A 22397-nucleotide genomic window follows, 5' to 3' on the forward strand; every position below is an offset into this window, starting at 1 on the left:
ATGCTCTGCTTCTTAGATTCTGGAGCGGATTCGGATTTTAGCTCGATGCGACCTAAGATCATCCGGCTCCAGTGAAAGGCCCGGAAAATCCGGGCCCTAAGGATCCTGCTTACAATTGCTTACTGCTGCGGCTGGGCGTCAGGCGCGATGGCGTCATCCGCCGGGGCCGCATCCTGCTGCTTCTGCGCATCTTCGTATGCCTTGCTGAGTGCCGGGTCGCTGATGGAAACCTTGGCGTCCTGCTTGGCCTTGTTCAGCAGCTCAAGATACTTGTCGCGCATGACGAGCTGACGAACCTGATCCTTGACCTGATCGAACGGAGGAGGAGGAGCGTTGCGCTTGTCCTCGACCTTGATCACGTGCCAGCCGAAGTCGGTCTTGACCGGGGTCTTGGTGTACGTGCCGACTGGAAGTGCGAAAGCAGCCTCTTCGAATTCCTTGACCATGCGGCCATGGCCGAAATAGCCGAGATCGCCGCCGTCAGCCTTGTTCGGGTCGGTGGACTTTTCCTTGGCAAGCGCAGCAAAATCCTTGCCGGCATCGAGTTCCTTGATGATCGCCTTGGCTTCGTCCTCAGTCTTTACGAGGATATGGCGGGCGTGAACTTCTTCCTGCTTCGGCAGGGCTGCGACTTCCTTGTCGTAGCGGGCCTTGACTTCGTCATCCTTGATGGCGTCGGCAACATGCGCCTTGAAATAGGCATTGTGCAGCTCGCGATCACGCAGGTAGGCCATGTGAGCCTGGAAGTCCGGCGTCTGGTCGAGCTTTTCGGCGGCCGCCTTCTGCGACAGCAGCTTCACGTCGATCGAAGCGGAAAGTGCTGCGACCTTCTTCTGGTCGTCTGGAAGCTGGCCGAGCTGTGGATCGAGATTGGCGATCGCCAGATCGAGTTCGGATTGATGGATTTCGACATCGCCGACCTTGGCGACAACGGGATCCTTGGCGTCAGCCGCGAAAACCGGCGCCTGGAAGGTAATGATTGTTGCGAAAGCAACCGCAGCAAGTTTGTTGTACTTCAACATAAAATAACCCTTCGGTGGTCTCGACCGGCTCGACAGATGGGAATCCGGCGTGAAAAAGCCTTCAGCAGGAGAATGTGGCCTTTGTGTATCGGCCAAATCCCGTTGACATCAATCGACCCCCCTCTTATCTGTCACGCAACCTCGCGTCCAGAACAGTTTCCGGCCGTTTTGTGCTATACTCCCGTTTTTTTGGGAGTGGATAAAGCAACGAACGGCCGGATGAAATCTCAGAAAGGACCATTCACATGGTCAGCCTAGGTGGAATTGCCCGCAAGTTGTTCGGCTCGTCCAACGACCGTCGCGTCAAGTCGTTCCAGCCGAATGTCGATGCCATCAATGCACTCGAACAGCAGATGCGTGCGCTGTCCGATGAAGCGTTGGCCGCCAAGACGGTTGAGTTCCGCCAGCAGTTGGCCGATGGCAAGACGCTCGACGATCTCCTCGTGCCCGCCTTTGCGGTAGCGCGCGAGGCATCTCGCCGCGTTCTCGGCATGCGACCTTTTGACGTACAGCTCATCGGCGGCATGATCCTTCATTCCAACGCGATCGCGGAAATGAAGACCGGCGAAGGCAAGACGCTCGTCGGTACGCTGCCGGTCTATCTGAACGCGCTTGCCGGCAAGGGCGTTCACGTCGTCACGGTCAATGACTACCTGGCACAGCGCGACAGCGCCACCATGGGCCGCCTCTACAGCTTCCTCGGGCTGACGACGGGCGTCATCATCCATGGCCTGTCGGACGAAGAGCGGCGCGACGCCTATGCCTGCGACATCACCTACGGCACCAACAACGAGCTCGGCTTCGATTATCTGCGCGACAATATGAAATATGATCGCGGACAGATGGTTCAGCGCGGCCATAGCTTCGCCATCGTCGACGAAGTGGACTCGATCCTGATCGACGAAGCGCGTACGCCGCTGATCATTTCAGGCCCGCTCGACGACCGCTCCGATCTCTACACCACGATCGACGCCTTCATTCCGCGCCTTGCGAAGGAAGACTACGAGATCGACGAAAAGCAGCGCTCGGCCAACTTCTCCGAAGAAGGCACGGAAAAGCTGGAAAACATGCTCGGCGAGGCCGGCCTGCTGAAGGGTGAATCGCTCTACGACGTCGAGAACGTCGCGATTGTCCATCACATCAACAATGCGCTCAAGGCTCACAAGCTCTTCCAGCGCGACAAGGATTACATCGTCCGCAACGGCGAAGTCGTCATCATCGATGAATTCACCGGCCGCATGATGCCAGGTCGCCGCTACTCGGACGGCCAGCACCAGGCGCTGGAAGCCAAGGAGCGGGTGCAGATCCAGCCGGAAAACCAGACGCTGGCGCAGATCACCTTCCAGAACTACTTCCGCATGTACGACAAGCTCGCCGGCATGACCGGCACGGCGTCGACGGAAGCGGAAGAATTCGGCAACATCTACGGCCTCGACGTCGTCGAAGTGCCGACCAACCTGCCGATCAAGCGTATCGACGAGGACGACGAGGTCTATCGTACGCATGAAGAGAAATACAAGGCGATCATTGCCGAGATCCTGGATGCGCATAAGCGCGGCCAGCCGGTACTCGTCGGTACGACGTCGATCGAAAAATCCGAACTTCTTGCCGAGCTCATGCGCAAGCAGGGCTTCAACGATTTCCAGGTTCTGAACGCCCGCTACCACGAACAGGAAGCCTATATCGTCGCCCAGGCCGGTGTCCCCGGCACTGTGACGATCGCCACCAACATGGCCGGCCGCGGCACCGACATCCAGCTCGGCGGCAACCTAGAAATGCGGGTCGAACGCGACCTGCACGATGTCGAGCCCGGTCCGGAGCGTGATGCCGCGATCGCCAGGATTGTCGAGGAGATCAAGGAGCTCAAGCAGAAGTCGCTTGCCGCCGGTGGTCTCTACGTCATCGCCAGCGAACGCCACGAAAGCCGCCGTATCGACAACCAGCTCCGCGGCCGCTCCGGTCGTCAGGGCGACCCCGGCCGCTCGAAGTTCTACCTGTCGCTCCAGGACGACCTGATGCGCATCTTCGGCTCCGACCGCATGGACGGGATGCTGCAGAAGTTAGGTCTCAAGGAAGGCGAAGCCATCGTCCATCCCTGGATCAACAAGGCTCTGGAACGCGCTCAGAAGAAGGTCGAAGCCCGCAACTTCGATATCCGCAAGAACGTCCTCAAGTACGACGACGTGCTGAACGACCAGCGCAAGGTCATCTTCGAACAGCGCGTCGAATTGATGGATGCGACCGATCTTACCGAAACCGTCGGCGACATGCGCCACGATGTCATCGAGGATCTGGTTTCCAAGCACATTCCCGAACGCGCCTATGCCGAACAATGGGATGCCGACGGCCTGAAGGCCGGCGTTGCCAATTTCTTCGACCTCGACATGCCCGTGCACGACTGGGTCAAGGAAGAAGGCATCGCCGAAGACGACATTCGTGCCCGCCTGACGGAAGCCGCCGAAAAGGCCGCAACCGAAAAGGCAGAGCGCTTCGGCCCCGAGATCATGACCTATGTCGAGCGCTCCATCGTCCTGCAAACGCTTGATAATCTCTGGCGCGAGCATATCGTCAATCTCGACCATCTGCGTTCGGTCATCGGCTTCCGCGGCTATGCGCAGCGCGACCCGTTGCAGGAATACAAGGCGGAAGCTTTCGAGCTGTTCCAGTCCCTGTTGAACAATCTGCGCCAGGCCGTCACCGCCCAGCTTTCGCGCGTCGAGCTCGTGCATCAGCCGTCCGAGCCGGAAACACCGCCGATGCAGGGCCGCCATATTGACGCGACGACGGGCGAAGACGAATTCGCTCCTCTCGGCCTTGCAAGCGAAAACTTCGTGCCGCCGGAAAATCGCGACCCGCGCAATCCGGCAACCTGGGGTCGCGTCGGCCGCAACGAAGCCTGCCCCTGCGGTTCCGGCAAGAAATACAAGCATTGCCATGGCGCTTTCGAAAGCACCGAAGTCGTCTGAGGCTTCATTCCTTTCGAAGAATCAAAGAGATGCCGCCTTTCGGGCGGCATTTTTCGTTTTTGTGGACCGCCCTTCGCCATGTTGCTTTCGAAAGATCGAAAGAACCTATTCTTAACCCTCCTCTGCCAAGACTATCGCGAGGTTCGGATCATATTTAAAGTATTGCGTGTTGATCATGGCGGTCTTTCAAACAGCGGAGAAAATGCTGCCGTCCGCATTGCGGGCTGTGGCCTCGCCATATCTGCGTAAACTTGCCATTGTCCTCACAAGCCGCGACGAGAAGGCCGTTTCGCAGCGCATGGCGCTGATCGCCTTCACCATCCGCATCGCCGGCGCGGCCCTCGCTTTTCTGTCGCAGATCATCCTCGCCCGCCTGATGGGCCGGTTCGAATACGGCGTCTTCGTCTTCGTATGGGTGCTGATGATCCTGTTCGGCAACCTCGCCTGTCTCGGCTTCCCAACCGCCATCATCCGATTCCTGCCGCAATACGACGCGAGCGGCAATCTTGCCGCTTTGCGCGGCCTGAACACCACGGCACGCCTTTTCGTCGTCGCTCTATCCGGCACGCTGGCCTTGCTCGGAGCGGCAGTGGTCTATGTCCTGCGCGACACGATCGAACACTATTATCTCATGCCGATCCTGCTTGGTCTCATTGCCGTGCCGATGATCGCGCTCGGTGACGTTCTCGACGGCACGGCGCGCGCCAAGCATTGGCCGATCATGGCATTGAGCCCGACCTTCCTGATCCGCCCGTCGCTGATCCTGCTGTTCATGATCGCGGCCGTCCTTGCCGGCGCGCCGCGTGATGCGGTGACAGCCATGATGGCGGCGCTCGCTGGCGCCTTTACCAGCGTCCTGCTTCAATACCTCGCCGTCACGTTCCGCTTGCGCGGTCACTATCCGAACGGCGCAAGGACGGTCGAGTTCAAGGCCTGGCTGACCGTGGCCTTCCCGATATTTCTGGTCGAAGGCGTCGGCTACCTCTTCACCAATTCCGATGTCATCGTCGTCGGGATCTTCCTCGATCCGGGTGAGGTCGCCGTCTATTTCGCCGCCGCCAAGACCATGGCCCTGGTGCATTTCGTCTATTTCGCGGTCAAGGCTGCCATTGGCCCGCGCTTCGCCAGCATCCTCGCCGAGAAAGACCAGGCAAAACTTGCCGCCTTCGCCACCGACGCAACCCGCTGGACCTTCTTTCCGGCCCTCGCCGTCGGCCTCGCGGTCTTGGCAGCAGGCCAGCTGCTGCTGTCGCTTTTCGGCGCCGCCTTCACGGACGGGCAGATCGTCATGGCCATCCTTCTCGGCGGCATTCTGGCCAAGGCATTGGTCGGTCCGGCCGAGGTATTGCTGACCATGGCGGACAAGCAGATGATCTGCGTCTATCTCTACACCGCAGCGCTCGCCGCCAATATCGGCCTGAACATCGTCCTCATCCCGCGTTTCGGCATCGAAGGCGCGGCCATGGCCGGGGCCGGAGCCATGGTGCTCGAAGCCCTGCTCCTGCACATTGCCGTGCGCAAAACGCTCGGCATCACACTCTTCGCCCTTATTCGCCGCCCAGCGGTGCCACCGACAACACACGGGGCCACCTGAATCATGACGCGCCCTCCTTATACCGAAACGACCGACAGCCAGGTCAACGCTCTGACGCATACGCTTGCGGCGCTGCACTTCGACACGCCGAAGGCAGAAGCACGCGTCGAAGTCGGCCGATCCGGCCGCGAGCTTTGCCTCTATCCCGGCAAACTCGGCTACGAGCTGCAGGACGAGCTGGATTTTCTGTCCAACCGTGCGATGGAACCGAACGTCTTCTTCTCCGGCCGCTTTCTGGCGCCCGCCATGCCACGCCTTGAGGATCGGCAGGTCCGCCTTGCCCTGATGCGCGACAATAGCAGCGCCCGTAGCCGTATCCGCCTGCTGATGCCCTTCACGGTCGACAAGCCCGGCTTTGCAATCGGCCCTTCGATCATTCGCGTCTGGTCCAACTCCTTCGGCCCCCTGGGCACGCCTTTGGTCGACGCCGAGGACGCCGGAGAGACGCTCGACAACCTCTTCGAAGGGCTGGCGCGGCAGGAGCTGCATTTGCCGGCCGCGCTCGTGCTACCCGACATTCGTCTGAACGGCCACTTCGCCCAGATGGCCAAGGTCGTCGCCATCGGCCGCAATCTGCCCATTGCCGTAGCAAACCCCTTCCAGCGCCCCATGCTTCACAGCAACGAGGATGCGATCGCCTATCTCAAACGCACGATCTCCAATGCTCATCTGCGTGAAATGCGCCGCCAGTGGCGCCTGTTGGAAAAGCAGGGCGACGTCTCCTACAATGTCGCGCGTCAACCGCGCGACGTTCACCTGCGCATGGAGGAGTTCCTGGCGCTGGAGGCAAGCGGCTGGAAAGGCAAGAAACGCACTGCCTTGGTCACGGATCGCCACCACGCCGCCTTCGCCCGCGAAGCCATCTCCAATCTCGCGGCCATCGACGCCGTTCGTATTCACACGATCGATCTGAACGGCAAGGCCATAGCCTCGATGATCGTGCTGATCATGGGCGGTGAGGCTTACACCTGGAAGACGGCCTATGACGAGGCCTATGCCCGCTATTCGCCGGGCAAGCTCCTGATGGGAGAATTGACGGAATGGCACCTCGACGACGCCAACGTCGTGCGTTCCGATTCCTGCGCCATCGCGGATCATCCGATCATGAGCCGCTTCTGGCACGAGCGTGAGGACATGGGCACGCTGATCATCGGCCTGACGCCGAACGGCGACCGCGATATCAGACAGATCACCACGCAGCTGCACATGTACCGCAGCACCCGCAACATGGCGAAGCTGCTGCGCGAAAAGATCCTGTCGCTGACGAAGCGCTAGAATATTTCCAGTAGCCGTGTCCAACGTTTCTCAGTGCGGGATACGCAGGAAAACGACGGGATGGAATGCCTTGTGCGTTGATCGGAACCTGCGAGGACCGCACTAGCTTTCGGCGTGCAGGGTTTCTTCGGTCGCCCGCTCGCGCAGCAGGCGACGGATGACCTTGCCCGAGGTCGTCAGCGGCAGTGCATCGACGAATTCGATCTCGCGTGGATACTCGTGCATCGAGAGCCGCGTTTTCACCCAGTCGCGGATTTCGGCGGCCAATGCTTCACTCGGCTCACGGCCAGGCACGAGAACGACATAGGCCTTGACGATCTCTGTTCGCACCGCATCCGGCTTGCCCACCGCCGCGGCAAGCTGCACCGCCGGATGGCCGCCGAGGCAGTCTTCGATTTCGCTGGGGCCTATGCGATAACCCGATGAGGTGATGACGTCGTCGTCGCGGCCGACGAAGGAAATATAGCCATCCGCATCCTGCCGCCCGATATCGCCGGTCAGCAGCCAATCATTGGCGAATTTCGCCTCCGTCGCTGCATCGTTCTGCCAATAGCCGAGGAACATCACCGGATCGGGCCGTTTGATAGCGATCTGCCCGCTCTCCCCGATAGGAACCTCGACGCCATCGGCATCGACGATCGCGACGCGATGGCCGGGCGCCGCCTTCCCCGTCGCCCCACCCCGGCTGACGCCGAAGGCCTCGCTGGAGGCGAGCACGAAATTGCACTCCGTCTGGCCGAAAAACTCGTTGACGCTGACACCGAGCGCCGAGCGCGCCCATTCGAAGGTCTCGCGGCCCAGCGCCTCGCCTGCCGAACCGATGGTGCGGAGTTTGAGGTCGTAGCGGGCCTGCGGATTGTCGACAGCCTTCAACAGCCGCAGCGCCGTTGGCGGAATGAAGGCATTGCGCACCTCCATCTCAGCCATGATGCGGAAGGCCATATGCGGATCGAATTTCTGCGCCGGCGAGGAAACGACGGGAACGCCAAGCATCAGGCTCGGCAGAAGCGCATTCAGAAGGCCGCCGGCCCAGGCCCAGTCCGATGGCGTCCATAGCCGGTCTCCCGCCTTGGGAAAGCCTTCATGGGCGAACTGCATGCCTGGAATATGCCCCGGCAATACGCGATGGCCATGCAGCGCGCCCTTGGGTGGCCCAGTCGTGCCGGAGGTAAAAATCATCAACGCCGGATCATCAGGGCCCGTATCCGCCACCTCGAAAAGAGGCGGGTATGCCGCCACCAGATCGGCAAAGCCGGCGACACCGTCTTCTGCGCCGTCGATGCTGATGACTTCAGTCATTTCAGGCAGTCGGTCCCTGATTGGGCGTAGCCGCTCCAGGCCGAAGCGGTTGGTGACGATAGCCGACGCCCCGGACGCCTGCAGCCGGTATTCCAGCGCCTCCGCGCCGAACAGCAGCGCCAACGGTAAAGCGATCGCCCCCATCTTGTAGATCGCCACATGCGCGACGACGGTCTCGAAGCTCTGCGGCAGCAACAGCGCCACGCGGTCGCCGCGCCGCACACCAAGCGCCAAGAGTGCGTTGGCGAAAGACGCGGAACGGTCTCGCAACTCCCCGTAGGTCATGGAAAAGTGATTGCCGTCCGGATTGAAATGCTGGAGGCAGACCCGATCGGGTTCGTGCTCCGCCCAGGCATCGCAGACAGCATGTCCTATGTTGAATTTCGCCGGAATCTCCCAGCGAAAGTCACGATAGAGCGCTTCATAAGTATCTTGCGGGGGCAATCTCATGCGGAATTCCAAAAATGGTGCAGCGCAGCTAACACCTGTCGCCTTCAGGGTTCAAGGAAACATTTGAAATTGCCGTCTTCCCCCGTGCGCGAATCGCCTTATTTATTGAAGAATACTTCGAAACTCTTCACGAACTAATGCGTCAGCCGCCGATCTGCGTTTCGCGACGCACCATTCCCATCGCTCTTCCGGCGATGGGCCTCCTTGTACCGAATGATCGAATGGACGGAGAATATCGATGGAATACGTAAAATTTGGCAGGACCGGCCTTGAGGTCTCGCGAATCTGCCTTGGCTGCATGACCTACGGCGATCCCAACAAGGGCACGCATGCCTGGTCGCTGAAAGAGGAGGACAGTCGTCCGCTGCTGCGCCAGGCAATCGAAGCCGGCATCAACTTCCTCGATACGGCCAATACCTATTCCGACGGCTCTTCGGAAGAAATCGTCGGCCGCGCCATCAAGGATTTCGCGCGGCGCGAGGATATCGTGCTCGCCACCAAGGTCTTCAACCGCATGCGCCCCGGCCCGAACGGCGCCGGCCTGTCGCGCAAGGCAATCTTCGATGAAATCGACAACAGCCTGCGCCGCCTCGGCACCGATTATGTCGACCTCTATCAGATCCATCGCTGGGACTATACGACACCGATCGAGGAAACGCTCGAAGCACTGCATGATGTCGTCAAGGCCGGCAAGGCCCGCTACATCGGCGCTTCCTCCATGTACGCCTGGCAATTCGCCAAGGCGATCTACACCTCCCGCCTCAACGGCTGGACGGAGTTCGTCAGCATGCAGGACCACCTGAACCTGCTTTACCGCGAAGAAGAGCGCGAAATGCTGCCCTTCTGCGAAGATCAGAAAATCGCCGTCATACCGTGGAGCCCGCTCGCGCGCGGCCGCCTGACCCGTGACTGGGATGAGGCAACGGCTCGCACGCAGTCCGACGAGTTCGGCAAGACGCTTTACACCCAGGCGCTGGAAGCAGACCGCAAGATCGTCGATGCCGTCGGCGCTGTCGCCAAGGCACGTGGCATTCCGCGCGCACGGGTCGCAACCGCCTGGGTTCTGCAGAAGAGCGCCGTCACCGCACCGATCGTCGGCGCCTCCAAGCCCGGCCACATCGCGGATGCCGTCGCGTCGCTGGAAGTGAAACTGACGCCTGATGAAATCGAGGCGCTGGAATCGCCCTATGTCCCGCATGGGGTAGCCGGATTCAAGTGAGGCTTTGAAGGCGGCCCGGCAAGGGCAATGATGACGCATCGCCGCGCATGGCCCCTCACCCTGCGCATGCACGCAGAGAGAGGCTTTTCCCGCTAAATCTGCGTCCTGCCCACACGGTAAACACGGTCGTTTTGCTCCGTGGTCCCCTCTCCCCGCAAGCGGGGAGAGGGCTAGGGTGAGGGGCAATCCAAACCTCCGAAGTCGATTGAGCCCGCGGCAAATCGCGCAAAAGTGACTTCACGAGCAGGTCACAGTTGAGGCTTAACTGATCGAGGTTCCTTACCCCCCGAGGATGATATCCGATGATCACAGTCCCCTTCGAAGCGCGTCGTTTTCAATCGACCGCGGCCTATTACCTGCGCTATCGCATTCCCTATCCGGACAGATTGATCGATCGCGTCGCCGAACGAAGCGGCCTCAAGCGCGGCGATCATGTGCTCGACCTCGGCTGTGGTCCGGGTCAGCTCGGGATCGCCTTTGCCCGGCTGCGGGGCGCAGCCGTTACCGCCATGGACCCGGAACCGGAAATGCTCGCCGAAGTCGAAGCCGGTGCGAAGAAGGCCGGTGTCGACGTCACGATCCGTCAGGGCTCATCCTACGATCTCGGCCCGGATATCGGCAAGCTGCACCTCTGCGTCATGGGTCGCTCCTTCCACTGGATGGACAGGCCGGCAACGCTTGAAGCGCTCGACAGGCTGATCGAGCCGGGCGGCGCCGTCGTGCTGTTTCATGACAAAAGTGTTCTAGCCGAGCCGGATTGGCGCGGGATCGTCGAGCCGCTGGCGGAAACCTACTCGCCCGAACGCAATGCCGACCGGCTGCTGCGCAAGAGCAAGGCATGGGCGCCGCACGAGGCCATGCTGCTGGCCTCCCCTTTCCGCAATCTCGAGCGCGTCGGCATCGTCTCGGAATATACAAGGGATATCGAGGATATTGTCGGCCGTGTCTTCTCGATGTCGTCAACCTCGCCGCAGGCGCTTGGCGACAAGGCAGCCGATTTCGAGGCGGCGCTTCGCGGCAAGCTCCTCGAAGCAGTACCCGACGGCAAGTTCAAGGAGATCGTCGAGGCGAACGGGCTGCTCGCTTTTCGCGATTGAATTCGTGCACGCGGAGCGGCCCGGCAAAACGCCTGGCCGCTCTGGCAGTCTTTGGCCTAAGCCTCGTTTTTGTTTGACTCGCCTGTGTCCGACGGAGGGGTCAGCTCCTGCCGGGTAGCGGCCAGAAACTCCTGCGACAGCTCGGAACTGTCCATCGCCCGCGCCAGGATGACGGCGCCGACCATGGCCGAAAGGCTGGCAAAGGCCTTGCGGCGGCGTTCCTCGGCCGTTTCACCGGGAACGATGTCTTCGAGCACTTCCACCAATCCGATGAGCCCGCCGGTAAAAGTGGACTGCATCTCCGGTCCGTGCCGGCTGACCTCCTGTGTCAGCGCCGCAAACACGCAGCCCGTCGCATGCTCGACGACATTGCGATGGGAGAGATAATGAGCAAGCAGCGCTTCCAGCGGCTGCTCGGGCGAGCTGGCCGCCACCTGCTTCCAGCGCTCCAGCGAGCGTGCCACCAGCGCCTTGCTCGCCTCGCAGGCAAGCTCATCCTTCGAATCGAAATGACCATAAAAGCCGCCATGTGTCAGACCCGCGGCCTTCATGATGTCGGCGACGCCGATGCCGTCGAAACCCTTCTCGCGGAAGAGTTCGCCTGCCACTGCAAGGATCTTCTCGCGATTCTCGGCGAATTTTTCCCGGCTCACTCTCATCAAAAAACTCCATCAGAGCATCAATAAATCTGTATTGACAATTTACATGACGAACATCATCAATACAAAACAAATATGATCGCTATCATGTAAATGCCTTTACACAAACGTTCAAGCCAGGAGAGCGGCACGGCGCTATAAGCGAATACGGTTCCCCCCGGGCCTTTCGCAATCGAACGCCTTCACCGCCCACCCGATCCCGACGTCAAGCCACGCAACTCTATCGGAACGCAGCTCATGGTCTCCACCGCTATTGCCTCGACGCTCGCCCGGCGCAACATCCATTACGGATGGGTCGTCGTCGGCGCCACCTTCCTCACCATGCTCGTCACGGCCGGCGCCATGGGTGCACCCGGCGTGCTCATCAAGCCGCTGGAGGACGAGTTCGGCTGGAGTACCTCGTCCATCTCGTCCGCGCTCGCGGTCCGCCTCATCCTGTTCGGTCTGATGGGTCCATTCGCCGCCGCATTCATGAACCATTTCGGCGTGCGCAAGGTCATCGTCTTCGCGCTTGGCACGATCGGCGTCGGCTTCGTCGGCTCGCTGTTCATGACGCAAGTCTGGCAGCTGCTTCTGTGCTGGGGGATCATCGTCGGCTTCGGGACAGGCCTCACCGCCATGGTGCTGGCGGCAACCGTTTCGACGCGCTGGTTCACCAAGCACCGTGGTCTCGTCATCGGCATGCTGTCGGCAAGCTCGGCCACGGGGCAGCTCGTCTTCCTGCCGCTGATGGCGGAGTTGACGACGCGCTACGGCTGGCGCTCGACCGTGATCTTCGTCTGCGGCATGATCGTCGTTGCCGCCTTCGTCGTACTGCTTCTGATGCGCGACAGACCTTCCGACGTCAATCTGCCGCTGGTCGGCGAGATCCACATCACCCCGCCGCCGGCTGCGACCAAGAACCTGAAGGCTGCGCTCGCCTCGCCGATCGCCGTCCTGCGGGAAGTCTCCACGACGTCGACTTTCTGGATCCTGTTTGCAACGTTCTTCATCTGCGGCCTGTCGACCAACGGCCTGATCCAGACGCATTTCGTCACCCTTTGCGGCGATTTCGGCATCGTGCCGGTGGCCGCCGCCAGCGTGCTCGCCGTCATGGGCATCTTCGATTTCTTCGGCACGATCGGCTCCGGCTGGCTCTCCGACCGCTTCGACAATCGCTGGCTGCTGTTCTGGTATTACGGGCTGCGCGGCCTGTCGCTGGTCTATCTGCCCTTCAGCAATTTCACCTTTTACGGCCTGTCAATCTTCGCCGTCTTCTATGGCCTTGACTGGATCGCCACCGTGCCGCCGACCGTCAAGATCGCCGCTGACCGCTTCGGCCGTGAAAAGGCCGGCCTCGTTTTCGGCTGGGTCTTTGCCGGCCACCAGCTCGGTGCCGCCACCGCCGCCTATGGCGCCGGCCTCACCCGCACGGAGCTGAACACCTACCTACCCGCCTTCTTCGTCGCCGGCGCCTTCTGCCTGCTGGCCGCCATCCTGGCGATCACGCTGCAAAAGCCCGGCTCCGTCGCCAAGGGCGGCCCGGCAATGGCTCACTAGAGTTCGGAAGACAAAAGCCCATGGCGCATCCAGCGCGACATGGGCAAACAGCAACCCTGCGGAAACACTCGCAATATCTGTCGCACCCCGCTTGCGCGCCGAGCCGATCGCATGCTAGACAGCCGCCTCGTCATGATCCGTTGCCCCATTGGCGGAATTGGTAGACGCGCTCGACTCAAAATCGAGTTTCGAAAGAAGTGCTGGTTCGACTCCGGCATGGGGCACCACAATACCCATGACCAATTGAATTATATGGTCAATTATGAATATAATTGGCTTTGGCAATCGGAATGAAACAAATTCCGCACGGCCGAGAGATGAGAATATCACCTACCATTTGCAGGCCTCTCTTAGAGGCTTGATCTCACTTTCCAAGTTCGCAATGGAATAACTGACCGTCAGCGCGCTCTCGTTGAACGGCATTGCCCGAACAATCAGGCGATTTCCTCCAAACAGTGCTTTGATCAAAGAAATACTCGTTGGACCGCTGAAAAGACCTAAAGCGCCGTGATCCGTCGATTCACGAAGGCCTTTCGTGAAAGCTTTTTTGTCATCAACTCGAAAGGTCACATCGCCATAACCGCCGCTTTCAGCCATGAAATGATCGGCAAACTGGAACGTGATTGCGGTTTTCCCCTCCATGCATCGGACAACGAGGGAGGCTTTGCTCGGCGCACGGCCGTATCTGCTGGGAACATCGTCATCTGATTCAAGAAGCAAAAATACGCTCTTCGAGTCGTCGATCTTTGATTTCTCGGTTTCCACCGTCCACTTTGAACTACTTTGTGTCCTGGGCGGTTCAACGCTTGTCTGAACTCGAAAAATTGCGTCATAGCAGATCAACCGCTCGCCTCCATCTTGCATGGCGGCACACTCCTCCGGCTTCTCCGCAGCTTTTACAGGCGCGGCAAAAGCAAAGGCAGAAACGAGCGCTGTCACAGGCAAGGCAAGCCACCCATTTCGTCGCGATAACGATGGCCTGGATTGATGCGCATACGTTGGCTCTGCTCCCCGAAATCGAGCCACGACACCTTTATCGCTTCCCCAAAAAATGCCTGCCTTTGAACGTCCCATTCTCCCCACCTTCTGTACACTTGTGATCAATTTCCGCGCGCGAAATTTTTGAATTGTGACCACGAATCAATCTGAGCGCATAGGTTGAATGAAACACAGAAGAATCCCTTTGTAATCATTGCAATTATCATCTCGATCAGCGTCGCCTCCGCTGTCGGGAATTCCCACACCATCACGAAAAATTTTGATTTTGTGCGGCTTCCGTCACCCAGCGACCATTTACAGCCATATTCCTGCCCCCTAAAGGTTTGCAACGCAGCAATAGGGGGCCTCATGCTTCGAAGACTTTACGACTGGACCATGTCGCTTGCCGGCCGCAAATCGGCCGAGGTCTGGCTCGCCGTTATCGCCTTCGTCGAAAGCTCGGTCTTCCTCGTTCCGGCCGACGTGCTTTTTCTGCCAATGTCGCTGGCCAAGCCCGAACGCGCCTGGCGCTACGCGTTGACGGCGACGGTCGCCTCCGTGCTCGGCGGCATTGCCGGCTGGGCGCTTGGCTACTACGCCTTCGAAACCATTGCTAAACCGATCCTTGAATTCTACGGCAAGCTCGACGCTTTCAACCAGATGAGCGCCGGCGTCACCTATGAATGGGTTCTGCTGCTGCTGGTCACTTCAGGCCTGGCGCATCTGCCGCCAATCAAGGTGGTGACGATCCTGTCCGGCGTCGCCCATATCGATCTCGGCCTGTTCATCATCTCGGCCATCGTCGCCCGTGGCGCGCGTTTCTTCCTTCTGGCCTTCCTGCTGCGCCGCTACGGCGAATCCATCCGCCACTTTATCGAGAAGCGCCTGGGCCAGATTGCCATGGCGGCGGCCGCCACTCTCATCGCCCTCTATGCAGTCTTCCATTTTGCCCTGGCAAGCTGACCAAGGAGCCCCCATACATGTCCACGACCTCGACCTCCTCCCGCGCCGGCCTCGGCTATAGCGTGTTGTTGACGATCGGCATGATCGTCGTTGTCGGCTCTGCGCTCGGCTTCCAGCATATTGGCGGCTACATCCCCTGCGCCCTCTGCCTCGATCAGCGTCAGCCTTATTACTACGGTATCCCTGTCGCCATCATCGCCGCGCTGACCGCCATTGCAGGCCTGCCCTCGTGGATCACCCGCGGCCTTTTGATCATTGCCGGCCTCATGATGATTGTCGGCGGCGGCATTGGCGTCTATCACGCCGGTGTCGAATGGCACTTCTGGGAAGGCCCGACCACTTGCTCGACGACAGCCAACAGCATGACGCAGAACGCCGGCAATCTCCTGAGCGAACTCAGCACCATCAAAGGTCCGTCCTGCACGGAAGCTGCACTGCGCGTTCTCGGCCTGTCGATGGCCGGATGGAATGTGATCGCCAGCGTTATTCTTGCCGCCATCGCCTTCATCGGCGCGAAGAAGGCGGCTTGATCCTCAACATCGCGCAGCACCGGCAAGGTCGCCTTCGCGACATCTCCTCCGCAAAGAGGAGATTGCCGAAAGTTCGATTGCAGCCCTGCTGAAACAGGGATCCTCGCTTCAATTTCGAAACTGGAGCCGGAGATCAAGCCGCAGCGTTGATGTTCCCGGGCGTCGCAATACCCTCTACCGAGGCCGGCAGGTAGATTGTGTTCTTTCCGTAACCGCGCAGTTCCGGCCCGCGCTTTGCAGCATCCGAATCCGGCTCGCGGATCCATTTGCGGCGGTTGAGTTTGAAGCGCTTCACAAGCTGCTCCAACTCCCCCGCGCCCGCGGCAAGCGCCTCGGCCGTTGCGCTCATGCTGCTCACCATCCCCGCATTTTGCTGGGTCATCTGGTCGAGCGAATTCACCGCGGCGTTGATTTCGCTCAGGCTGGTGGACTGTTCGGTAGCGGCGAGCGCGATGGCTTCCACATTGCCATCGATCGATTGCACGAACCCTTCGATATGACGCAGCGCGTCGCCGGTTTCGCCGACAAGCCGAACCCCTTCCTTCACTTCCCTGCTTGAATTGGCGATCAGGCCGGAAATCTCCTTGGCCGCCTTCGCGGAACGCTGGGCAAGCTCCCGCACCTCTTGAGCGACAACCGCGAATCCCTTCCCGGCCTCACCGGCGCGGGCTGCTTCCACGCCAGCGTTCAAGGCAAGGAGGTTCGTCTGGAACGCAATTTCGTCGATCACCCCGATGATGTTGGAAATCTCCCTCGACGCGGTCTCGATCCGGTCCATGGCCGCCACAGTTGAGGTGACGACTTCGACCGATTGCGATGCGGCAGCGCGTGCCTCATGCACCAGCTTGCGGGCTTCGGCCGTACGTCCGGTCGACTGCCGCACCGTAACGGTAATCTGCTCCAGCGCCGCTGATGTCTGTTCCAGAGCGGCAGCCTGCTGCTCGGAGCGGTGGGCAATGGCACCCGCGCTGTCGGTCATCTCGCCGCTTTTCGTTGAAAGCATCGCCGTCTGCGCCAGTACCTGCTCCAGCGTCTCCTGAAACTTCGCAAGCGATTGGTTGAAGTCGTGGCGAAGATGTTCGAATTCGGAGACAAACGGCTTGTCGATCGTCATGCGGATGTTGCAGTCGGAAAGCCGCTCGAGACCGGCGCCGACTTCCTGCAGCGCACGCACCCGGCCAGTGACGTCGGTGGCGAACTTCACAACCTTCATGACCTTGCCATCCTCGTCGAGGATGGGATTGTAGGTCGCCTGGATATAAACCGCGCTACCGGCCTTCGTCAGACGCTTGAACTCGTCGTTGAAGAATTCGCCAGCCGCCAACCGCGGCCAGAACTGCGCATACTCCCGGGAAGCCGCATACTCCTTCTCGCAGAACATGCGGTGATGTTTCCCGACGATCTCCGCGAGCGAGTAGCCGAGCGTGTCGAGAAAATTCTGGTTAGCGGTCAGGATTTTTCCCTCAGGCGTAAACTCGATGATTGCCTGGGCACGGGACAAGGCGTTCAGCTTGCCCTTGCTATCAAGGGCTTCGCGTTTGGTGGTCGTAATATCGGTCGCGATCTTGACGATCTTCGATACCTTGCCTCCACGAAGAACGGGATTGTAGGACGCCTCGATCCAGATTTCGTCGCCGGATTTGGTCACGCGCTTGTATTGGCGCTGGTCGTACTCGCCCTTTGCCAGCCGCGACCAGAAAGCCTTGTAATCGGCGGAGGCAGCTTCCACCGGGTCGACGAAGATCCGATGATGCTTGCCGATGATCTCCTCCGGTCGATATCCAACCGCGCCGCAGAAGTTTTCGTTCGCGTCGATGATCGTTCCATCCGGTTTGAACGAGATAATCGCCTGCGAACGACTGAAGGCTCTCAATACTGCCGAGTCGTCACCAAAAAGAGAATTGAAGTGCATTTGAAGAGCCTTGTTGCGAGTGCCCAGACATTGCTCAAATGGACTTTAAATTGTCTTTAATTCCGGCCGGTTTTCTGTGCGGTGCAGCAATTATTCTGTCCTGCAAATATAATCACGACGGCCGGCGGATGTTGCACCGTCATCGGAGCCTGCCAGTCGTTAAATTCGGGCACGCCGGCAGACATCACTGTTTCCTTTGCAGGGCGGCCGGCACTCGACCAAGACAACGGCTTGCGGCTCGCCGCACGAAAGGCGGGGACCGATTGACGACACCTCACCGCCTGAAACCGGCAACGCAATAGTGTCAACGGATGGGATATTGGTTCGGGTGAGCAGACAGCGCGGCTTGCCGGTCCTCCCTGATGCGAGGAGGCTGCGCCTGGCGCCACGCTTGTTGCGGCCGCCGACACCGGTAGGCGACCATCTTTACGGCTGCAGTTCCGAATCCCAGTAGAGATAGTCGAGCCAGCTGTCGTGCAGGTAGTTCGGCGGGAACAGGCGGCCGTTATTGTGCAGGTCCTGAACGCTCGGCTGATATGGCTTCTGCGCCGGGAACATGCCGGCCTGCTTCGGCAGCTTGCTGCCTTTGCGCAGGTTGCACGGCGAGCAGGCCGCGACCACGTTTTCCCAGGTCGTCTCGCCACCATGGGCGCGCGGGATGACGTGATCGAAGGTCAGGTCGTCATGCGAGCCGCAATATTGGCATTCGAACCGGTCGCGCAGGAAGACGTTGAACCGGGTGAAGGCTGGATTGCGAGACGGCTGCACGTATGTTTTCAGGCAGACGACGCTCGGCAGCCGCATCGAGAAGCTCGGCGACGAAACGCTGTGATCGTATTCTGCAATGATATTCACACGGTCAAGGAAGACCGCCTTGATCGCGTCCTGCCAGGACCAGAGCGACAAGGGATAGTAACTCAGCGGTCTGTAGTCAGCGTTCAGGACGAGCGCCGGCAAGGACTGCGGGGAGACTGCAATCGTCAAGGAACCCTCCTGATCGATTCGGCATCTACACCTGTATATTAGGCCGGTTGTTACAGGATTGTGAAGTCCAATAAATTCAGTGCATAGAGGCTAATCCGCCAGGACTGCCGATTAAACTATAGGCAGCGCATCGCGCCGTGTTTTCACGGCATAATAGGCCCAGAAAAGTCGGGCCGCGACCGAGCGCCAGGGCGCCCAAACCGCGGCTTCCCGGGCAACTGCCTTGGCAACGGGCCTGACTTCGTGACCAAACGCCATGCCGACGGCCGCCTGCAGGGCCACATCGCCGGCCGGAAACACATCTGCGTGACCGCCGCAGAACATGAGGTAGACCTCAGCCGTCCAGGGACCGATTCCCTTGATCGATGTCAGCTCGGCAAGCGCCTTTTCCGGTGATTCGGCGCTGAGCGCATGCAGATCGAGATGGCTGGCGGCTACGGCCTCGGCAACGCGCGCCAGCGTATCGTGCTTGATTCGCGAGAGGCCGAAGCTTCGCCACGCCTCCGGCTCCAGGCTGATATAGCCTTCGGCCGTCACCTGTCCCATCCCGGCGATCATCTTCCCCCAGATCGCATCGGCGCTGGCGCGGGAGACGACCTGGGAAACGATGATGTGAGCAAGCCCTTCGAAGCCCGGCTCACGCAGCCGCAGCGGCAACGCGCCCGCCTCTGCGGCAACCTGCCGCAGGCGCGGATCAAGCTCCAATAGCGCAGTCAGCCCCCGTTCGATGTCGCGCTCGTCGCGTATGATCTGCATGGCGTCTCGTAGTCCCCGACTCGATTTCGTGGCAGAAGAAAGCATGATCGAGATTCTCCGTCAAAAGCCGAAATTCCGCTTTGCCCCGAGCCCGAACGGCTCGCTGCATCTCGGCCATGCGCTCTCAGCCATTCTCAACCACGAGATGGCCGCAAAAGCCGGCGGCGATTTCCTGCTGCGCATCGAAGACATAGATCAGGCGCGCTGCACACCCGATTTCGAGACGGGGATTTATGCCGATCTTTCCTGGCTTGGCCTCCATTGGCAGGAGCCGGTGCGGCGTCAGTCCGAACATTTTCCGGCCTATCAGCGAGCGCTGCAGACGCTCGTCGAGCGCGGTCTCGTCTATCCCGCCTTCCTGACCCGCGGCGAGGTCAAGGCACGGGTCGCCACGTTCGAAGCAGGCGGCAGCCCATGGCCGCGCGATCCAGACGGCACGCCGCTCTATCCACCCGACGACCGTGACCGTAGCGATGCCGAGCGGCAGCGCCTGCTGGCATCGGGCATGAAACACGCCTGGCGTCTGGACATGAAAAAAGCGATGGCGGCAATAGGCGACCCGCTCCATTGGCACGAGAGCGGCGATGGCGAGACGGGCGCTATCTGTGCCGACCCGGCTGCCTGGGGCGATGTTGTGCTGTCACGCTCCGATGCCCCCTCCAGCTACCATCTTTCGGTCGTTGTCGACGACGCCGTGCAGGGCATTACCCATGTCGTGCGCGGGCTCGACCTCTTTCACGCCACATCGATCCATCGCCTGCTGCAGAGGCTGCTTGGCCTGCCGGAACCGCTCTATCATCATCACCGCCTTCTTCTCGGCAGCGATGGCAAGAAGCTGTCGAAGAGCATGGGCGACATCGGCATTGGCGAATGGCGTCAGCAGGGCCTCTCACCGGCGGAGCTTCGCCGCCGCATCGGCCTCTGACTCGGAAGATTCAACCGGCGTTGCCGCTCGGCTCGCGGTCTTGCCGAACAGCAGGCGGCGCACGCGAAACTTCATCAATGCAGCATTGATTTCCGCGCCCATGATGAAGATCACCGCGAGCATGTAAAGGAAGATCAGCACGATCATCACCGACGCCAGACCGGCATAGGTGGCGGTGTAGTTGGCGAAGGTCGAGAGATAATAGGCGAACAGCAGGGCGCCGATCGACCAGAAAACCAGCGTCAGCACCACACCGGGAATGACGTCGAGCAGCCGGCGACGCCCGGCCGCAAGCCACAGATGCAGGATCATCAGTCCCGCCAGAAGCAGGAAGATCGTGCCGTAGATCCGCCAGCTGAAGACGATGTCGAGAATATCGGCCAGCTTCGGCACCCATTGCCGGGTGTAGTTGAGCGCCAGCGGCACCGCGACCAGCAGGATACTGAGAATGGCGAAGATCAGCACCGCGATCAGAACATAGCCAAGGCTGGCAAGGCGGTTGAAATACCACGGCCTGGTTTCAGGGACACGATAGGCGCGATTGAGCGAGATTCGCAGCGCCTCGACACCGTTCGAGGCGAAATAGGCGGCCGCAAGCACGGAGATCGTCAGAAGGCCGCCACGCGGAATGGTCAGAACCTGTACCACCTGATCGGCCAAAGGTTTGGCGATCGCTTCGGGCCAGGTGTCGAAAATCAGATGCACCGCCGTTGACGAAAACTGACTGGCGCCAAGAAAGCTTGCCAGGGCCGTGCCGAAGATCAGAAAGGGGAAAACCGCCAGCAACGTCGAAAGCGCCACATGGCTCGCCATGGCGAACCCGTCATCCTCGACGAAGTGAAACACCGCGTCGTAGATTACCTTGTAAGTCGTCCGCAGGGCTGTCGGCATTCCATCTCCGCTTGACGTCGGCGCTCACCTGCCGGTTGTCGATTGTATCGGGTTCCTGAATATGGGAAACGAGACCTGCTTTGTACAGGAATCATCCCATGACGGAACAACGCATTATCCTGGTAACTGGTTGCTCCTCCGGAATCGGCGCCTATTGCGCGCGGGCGCTCAAGGCTGACGGATGGCGTGTCTTTGCAACCGTGCGCAAGGAAGCCGACCTCGCTCCCCTCGAAGCCGACGGCATCGAAGCGCTGCTCCTCGACTACAGCAAGCCGGAAACCATTTCCGCAACCGTTGCCACCGTGCGGGAGCGCACTGGCGATCGTATCGACGCCCTTTTCAACAACGGCGCCTATGGCCAGACTGGCGCCGTCGAGGATTTGACGACAGACGTGCTGCGCGAACAGTTCGAAACCAATTTTTTCGGCTGGCATGAGCTGACGCGCCAGATCATTCCGCTGATGCGCAGGCAGGGCCATGGCCGCATCGTCAATTGCTCGTCCATTCTCGGATTGATCCCCTATCGCTTCCGCGGCGCCTATACCGCCTCCAAGTTCGCTCTTGAGGGGTTGACGATCACGCTCAGGATGGAACTGCAGGACAGCGGCATTCATGTGAGTCTCATCGAGCCCGGCCCGATCGCGACGCGCTTCACCGCCAATGCGCTGGCGAAGATCCACGAGCACATCGACTTGGAAGGCTCGGCGCATGCGGTGGAATACCGCAGGCAACTCAGGCGGCTGGATGGCTCCGGGCCGATCAGCAAACACAAATTAGGCCCCGAAGCAGTCTATGATGTGCTAAAATCGGCCCTGAACGTGAAGAACCCGCGCCCACACTATCTGGTGACGACGCCCGCCAAGCAGGGCGTTCTCTTGAAAAGGCTATTGCCGGCTAACCTTTTCTATCGTCTGATGCGCCGGCTGGATTAGAGCAACCGGGAAAATGCAGAGCGTTTTCCATTCGGGATTGCTCGGAAACGAAAATTGAGTGCAGCCTCGAGCTTTCGTGAAAGGCTTAGCTGCTCCGAAGACAAGGGTGGAGGATCCATGTCGACCGTTACTTATGTTGCCGCCATCATTGTCATGGGCCTCGTCGCGATCGTACTCGTTCGCGGCTTGCTGAACATGATGAAAGGCGACAATCCCAACCTTTCGAACCGGCTGATGCAGCTGCGCGTTCTGCTGCAGGCGGTCGCGGTGATCCTGATCATGCTGACGCTGTGGCTGACGGGCGGCGGTCGCCCGGCCTAAGCAATTTCAGGACAAGTGTATTGCGGTTTTCCGTCCGAAATTGCGAGAAAACAGAAGGCTAGAGCGTTTCGCGATCCGAAGAAAA

19 protein-coding genes and 1 tRNA gene are annotated in these 22397 nt (G+C 60.1%); 12 read left to right on the forward strand and 8 right to left on the reverse strand.

From position 1 onward, the window contains the following. Positions 1 to 119: 119 nt before the first annotated feature. A complete protein-coding gene (locus ACIQJ2_RS18425; protein WP_199150215.1) occupies positions 120 to 1022 on the reverse strand; it encodes a peptidylprolyl isomerase in 903 nt (300 codons plus the stop codon). Between the two features lie 245 nt (positions 1023 to 1267). Between ACIQJ2_RS18425 and secA the strand changes: the two genes are divergently transcribed. From secA to ACIQJ2_RS18440, 3 genes are all read left to right on the forward strand, one after another. Beyond that, positions 1268 to 3988 carry a preprotein translocase subunit SecA gene (gene secA / locus ACIQJ2_RS18430; protein ID WP_199150214.1) on the forward strand — a complete coding sequence of 907 codons (2721 nt, stop codon included), beginning with the start codon at positions 1268 to 1270 and terminating at the stop codon, positions 3986 to 3988. A gap of 175 nt (positions 3989 to 4163) precedes the next feature. After that, on the forward strand, positions 4164 to 5582 hold the full coding sequence (locus tag ACIQJ2_RS18435; RefSeq protein WP_400674434.1) for an oligosaccharide flippase family protein: 1419 nt from the start codon (positions 4164 to 4166) through the stop codon (positions 5580 to 5582). Between the two features lie 3 nt (positions 5583 to 5585). Beyond that, complete coding sequence (locus tag ACIQJ2_RS18440) at positions 5586 to 6857, forward strand: GNAT family N-acetyltransferase (RefSeq protein ID WP_199150212.1); 1272 nt, start codon at positions 5586 to 5588, stop codon at positions 6855 to 6857. Positions 6858 to 6959: 102 nt separating this feature from the next. On the opposite strand, the gene ACIQJ2_RS18445 is transcribed toward ACIQJ2_RS18440, so the two are convergent. Continuing rightward, on the reverse strand, positions 6960 to 8606 hold the full coding sequence (locus tag ACIQJ2_RS18445) for an AMP-binding protein (RefSeq protein ID WP_400674431.1): 1647 nt from the start codon (positions 8604 to 8606) through the stop codon (positions 6960 to 6962). Positions 8607 to 8844: 238 nt separating this feature from the next. On the opposite strand from ACIQJ2_RS18445, the gene ACIQJ2_RS18450 reads away from it, so the two are divergent. Both ACIQJ2_RS18450 and ACIQJ2_RS18455 read left to right on the forward strand, forming a co-directional pair. Further along, positions 8845 to 9825 (forward strand): aldo/keto reductase, encoded by a 981-nt coding sequence (locus ACIQJ2_RS18450; RefSeq protein WP_199150210.1) that lies wholly within the window; start codon positions 8845 to 8847, stop codon positions 9823 to 9825. A gap of 302 nt (positions 9826 to 10127) precedes the next feature. Then, positions 10128 to 10922: a class I SAM-dependent methyltransferase gene (locus tag ACIQJ2_RS18455; RefSeq protein WP_400674428.1), complete on the forward strand. Its 795-nt coding sequence runs from the start codon at positions 10128 to 10130 to the stop codon at positions 10920 to 10922. A gap of 56 nt (positions 10923 to 10978) precedes the next feature. On the opposite strand, the gene ACIQJ2_RS18460 is transcribed toward ACIQJ2_RS18455, so the two are convergent. Next, on the reverse strand, positions 10979 to 11581 hold the full coding sequence (locus ACIQJ2_RS18460) for a TetR/AcrR family transcriptional regulator (protein WP_400674426.1): 603 nt from the start codon (positions 11579 to 11581) through the stop codon (positions 10979 to 10981). A gap of 237 nt (positions 11582 to 11818) precedes the next feature. Between ACIQJ2_RS18460 and ACIQJ2_RS18465 the strand changes: the two genes are divergently transcribed. Next, the gene (locus ACIQJ2_RS18465) at positions 11819 to 13120 is read left to right on the forward strand and encodes an MFS transporter (RefSeq protein ID WP_199150207.1); all 1302 of its coding nucleotides are present in this window, start codon (positions 11819 to 11821) and stop codon (positions 13118 to 13120) included. Between the two features lie 142 nt (positions 13121 to 13262). Then, a tRNA-Leu gene (locus ACIQJ2_RS18470) sits at positions 13263 to 13347 on the forward strand. Between the two features lie 103 nt (positions 13348 to 13450). Here the strand turns inward: ACIQJ2_RS18470 and ACIQJ2_RS18475 are convergent. Continuing rightward, a complete protein-coding gene (locus ACIQJ2_RS18475) occupies positions 13451 to 14194 on the reverse strand; it encodes a type VI secretion system-associated protein TagO (RefSeq protein ID WP_400674423.1) in 744 nt (247 codons plus the stop codon). Between the two features lie 273 nt (positions 14195 to 14467). Between ACIQJ2_RS18475 and ACIQJ2_RS18480 the strand changes: the two genes are divergently transcribed. Continuing rightward, positions 14468 to 15061 (forward strand): YqaA family protein, encoded by a 594-nt coding sequence (locus ACIQJ2_RS18480; protein ID WP_400674420.1) that lies wholly within the window; start codon positions 14468 to 14470, stop codon positions 15059 to 15061. Between the two features lie 17 nt (positions 15062 to 15078). Beyond that, positions 15079 to 15591 carry a disulfide bond formation protein B gene (locus ACIQJ2_RS18485; RefSeq protein WP_400674418.1) on the forward strand — a complete coding sequence of 171 codons (513 nt, stop codon included), beginning with the start codon at positions 15079 to 15081 and terminating at the stop codon, positions 15589 to 15591. Positions 15592 to 15724: 133 nt separating this feature from the next. Here ACIQJ2_RS18485 and ACIQJ2_RS18490 read toward each other — a convergent pair whose 3' ends face one another. The 3 genes from ACIQJ2_RS18490 to ACIQJ2_RS18500 all read right to left on the reverse strand — a co-directional run bounded on the left by ACIQJ2_RS18490 (position 15725) and on the right by ACIQJ2_RS18500 (position 19243). Then, positions 15725 to 17503 (reverse strand): methyl-accepting chemotaxis protein, encoded by a 1779-nt coding sequence (locus ACIQJ2_RS18490; RefSeq protein ID WP_400674415.1) that lies wholly within the window; start codon positions 17501 to 17503, stop codon positions 15725 to 15727. A gap of 426 nt (positions 17504 to 17929) precedes the next feature. After that, a complete protein-coding gene (locus tag ACIQJ2_RS18495) occupies positions 17930 to 18487 on the reverse strand; it encodes an HNH endonuclease (protein WP_004118063.1) in 558 nt (185 codons plus the stop codon). 111 nt (positions 18488 to 18598) lie between these two features. Continuing rightward, the gene (locus tag ACIQJ2_RS18500; RefSeq protein ID WP_400674411.1) at positions 18599 to 19243 is read right to left on the reverse strand and encodes a DNA-3-methyladenine glycosylase family protein; all 645 of its coding nucleotides are present in this window, start codon (positions 19241 to 19243) and stop codon (positions 18599 to 18601) included. Positions 19244 to 19286: 43 nt separating this feature from the next. On the opposite strand from ACIQJ2_RS18500, the gene gluQRS reads away from it, so the two are divergent. Continuing rightward, complete coding sequence (gene gluQRS, locus ACIQJ2_RS18505) at positions 19287 to 20168, forward strand: tRNA glutamyl-Q(34) synthetase GluQRS (protein WP_400674409.1); 882 nt, start codon at positions 19287 to 19289, stop codon at positions 20166 to 20168. On the opposite strand, the gene ACIQJ2_RS18510 is transcribed toward gluQRS, so the two are convergent. Then, positions 20133 to 21059: a YihY/virulence factor BrkB family protein gene (locus ACIQJ2_RS18510; protein WP_199150200.1), complete on the reverse strand. Its 927-nt coding sequence runs from the start codon at positions 21057 to 21059 to the stop codon at positions 20133 to 20135. The two genes, gluQRS and ACIQJ2_RS18510, sit on opposite strands and share 36 nt — an antisense overlap. A gap of 98 nt (positions 21060 to 21157) precedes the next feature. Between ACIQJ2_RS18510 and ACIQJ2_RS18515 the strand changes: the two genes are divergently transcribed. Both ACIQJ2_RS18515 and ACIQJ2_RS18520 read left to right on the forward strand, forming a co-directional pair. Continuing rightward, positions 21158 to 21991 carry an SDR family oxidoreductase gene (locus ACIQJ2_RS18515; RefSeq protein WP_400674405.1) on the forward strand — a complete coding sequence of 278 codons (834 nt, stop codon included), beginning with the start codon at positions 21158 to 21160 and terminating at the stop codon, positions 21989 to 21991. A gap of 117 nt (positions 21992 to 22108) precedes the next feature. Beyond that, positions 22109 to 22312 (forward strand): twin transmembrane helix small protein, encoded by a 204-nt coding sequence (locus tag ACIQJ2_RS18520; protein ID WP_047630776.1) that lies wholly within the window; start codon positions 22109 to 22111, stop codon positions 22310 to 22312. The last annotated feature ends 85 nt before the right edge of the window (positions 22313 to 22397 follow it).

This window comes from Rhizobium sp. NPDC092011 (assembly GCF_044756305.1).
Taxonomy (GTDB): Bacteria; Pseudomonadota; Alphaproteobacteria; order Rhizobiales; family Rhizobiaceae; genus Rhizobium.

Bases quoted from the DNA above. Each gene is read 5' to 3' on its own strand.
- ACIQJ2_RS18460 (WP_400674426.1), bottom strand. From the start codon at position 11,581: ATGAGAGTGAGCCGGGAAAAATTCGCCGAGAATCGCGAGAAGATCCTT.
- ACIQJ2_RS18440 (WP_199150212.1), top strand. From the start codon at position 5,586: ATGACGCGCCCTCCTTATACCGAAACGACCGACAGCCAGGTCAACGCT.
- ACIQJ2_RS18520 (WP_047630776.1), top strand. From the start codon at position 22,109: ATGTCGACCGTTACTTATGTTGCCGCCATCATTGTCATGGGCCTCGTC.
- ACIQJ2_RS18465 (WP_199150207.1), top strand. From the start codon at position 11,819: ATGGTCTCCACCGCTATTGCCTCGACGCTCGCCCGGCGCAACATCCAT.
- ACIQJ2_RS18435 (WP_400674434.1), top strand. From the start codon at position 4,164: ATGGCGGTCTTTCAAACAGCGGAGAAAATGCTGCCGTCCGCATTGCGG.
- ACIQJ2_RS18450 (WP_199150210.1), top strand. From the start codon at position 8,845: ATGGAATACGTAAAATTTGGCAGGACCGGCCTTGAGGTCTCGCGAATC.
- ACIQJ2_RS18480 (WP_400674420.1), top strand. From the start codon at position 14,468: ATGCTTCGAAGACTTTACGACTGGACCATGTCGCTTGCCGGCCGCAAA.
- ACIQJ2_RS18510 (WP_199150200.1), bottom strand. From the start codon at position 21,059: ATGCCGACAGCCCTGCGGACGACTTACAAGGTAATCTACGACGCGGTG.
- gluQRS (WP_400674409.1), top strand. From the start codon at position 19,287: ATGATCGAGATTCTCCGTCAAAAGCCGAAATTCCGCTTTGCCCCGAGC.
- ACIQJ2_RS18445 (WP_400674431.1), bottom strand. From the start codon at position 8,606: ATGAGATTGCCCCCGCAAGATACTTATGAAGCGCTCTATCGTGACTTT.
- ACIQJ2_RS18515 (WP_400674405.1), top strand. From the start codon at position 21,158: ATGACGGAACAACGCATTATCCTGGTAACTGGTTGCTCCTCCGGAATC.
- ACIQJ2_RS18475 (WP_400674423.1), bottom strand. From the start codon at position 14,194: ATGGGACGTTCAAAGGCAGGCATTTTTTGGGGAAGCGATAAAGGTGTC.
- ACIQJ2_RS18500 (WP_400674411.1), bottom strand. From the start codon at position 19,243: ATGCAGATCATACGCGACGAGCGCGACATCGAACGGGGGCTGACTGCG.
- ACIQJ2_RS18490 (WP_400674415.1), bottom strand. From the start codon at position 17,503: ATGCACTTCAATTCTCTTTTTGGTGACGACTCGGCAGTATTGAGAGCC.
- ACIQJ2_RS18455 (WP_400674428.1), top strand. From the start codon at position 10,128: ATGATCACAGTCCCCTTCGAAGCGCGTCGTTTTCAATCGACCGCGGCC.
- secA (WP_199150214.1), top strand. From the start codon at position 1,268: ATGGTCAGCCTAGGTGGAATTGCCCGCAAGTTGTTCGGCTCGTCCAAC.
- ACIQJ2_RS18485 (WP_400674418.1), top strand. From the start codon at position 15,079: ATGTCCACGACCTCGACCTCCTCCCGCGCCGGCCTCGGCTATAGCGTG.
- ACIQJ2_RS18425 (WP_199150215.1), bottom strand. From the start codon at position 1,022: ATGTTGAAGTACAACAAACTTGCTGCGGTTGCTTTCGCAACAATCATT.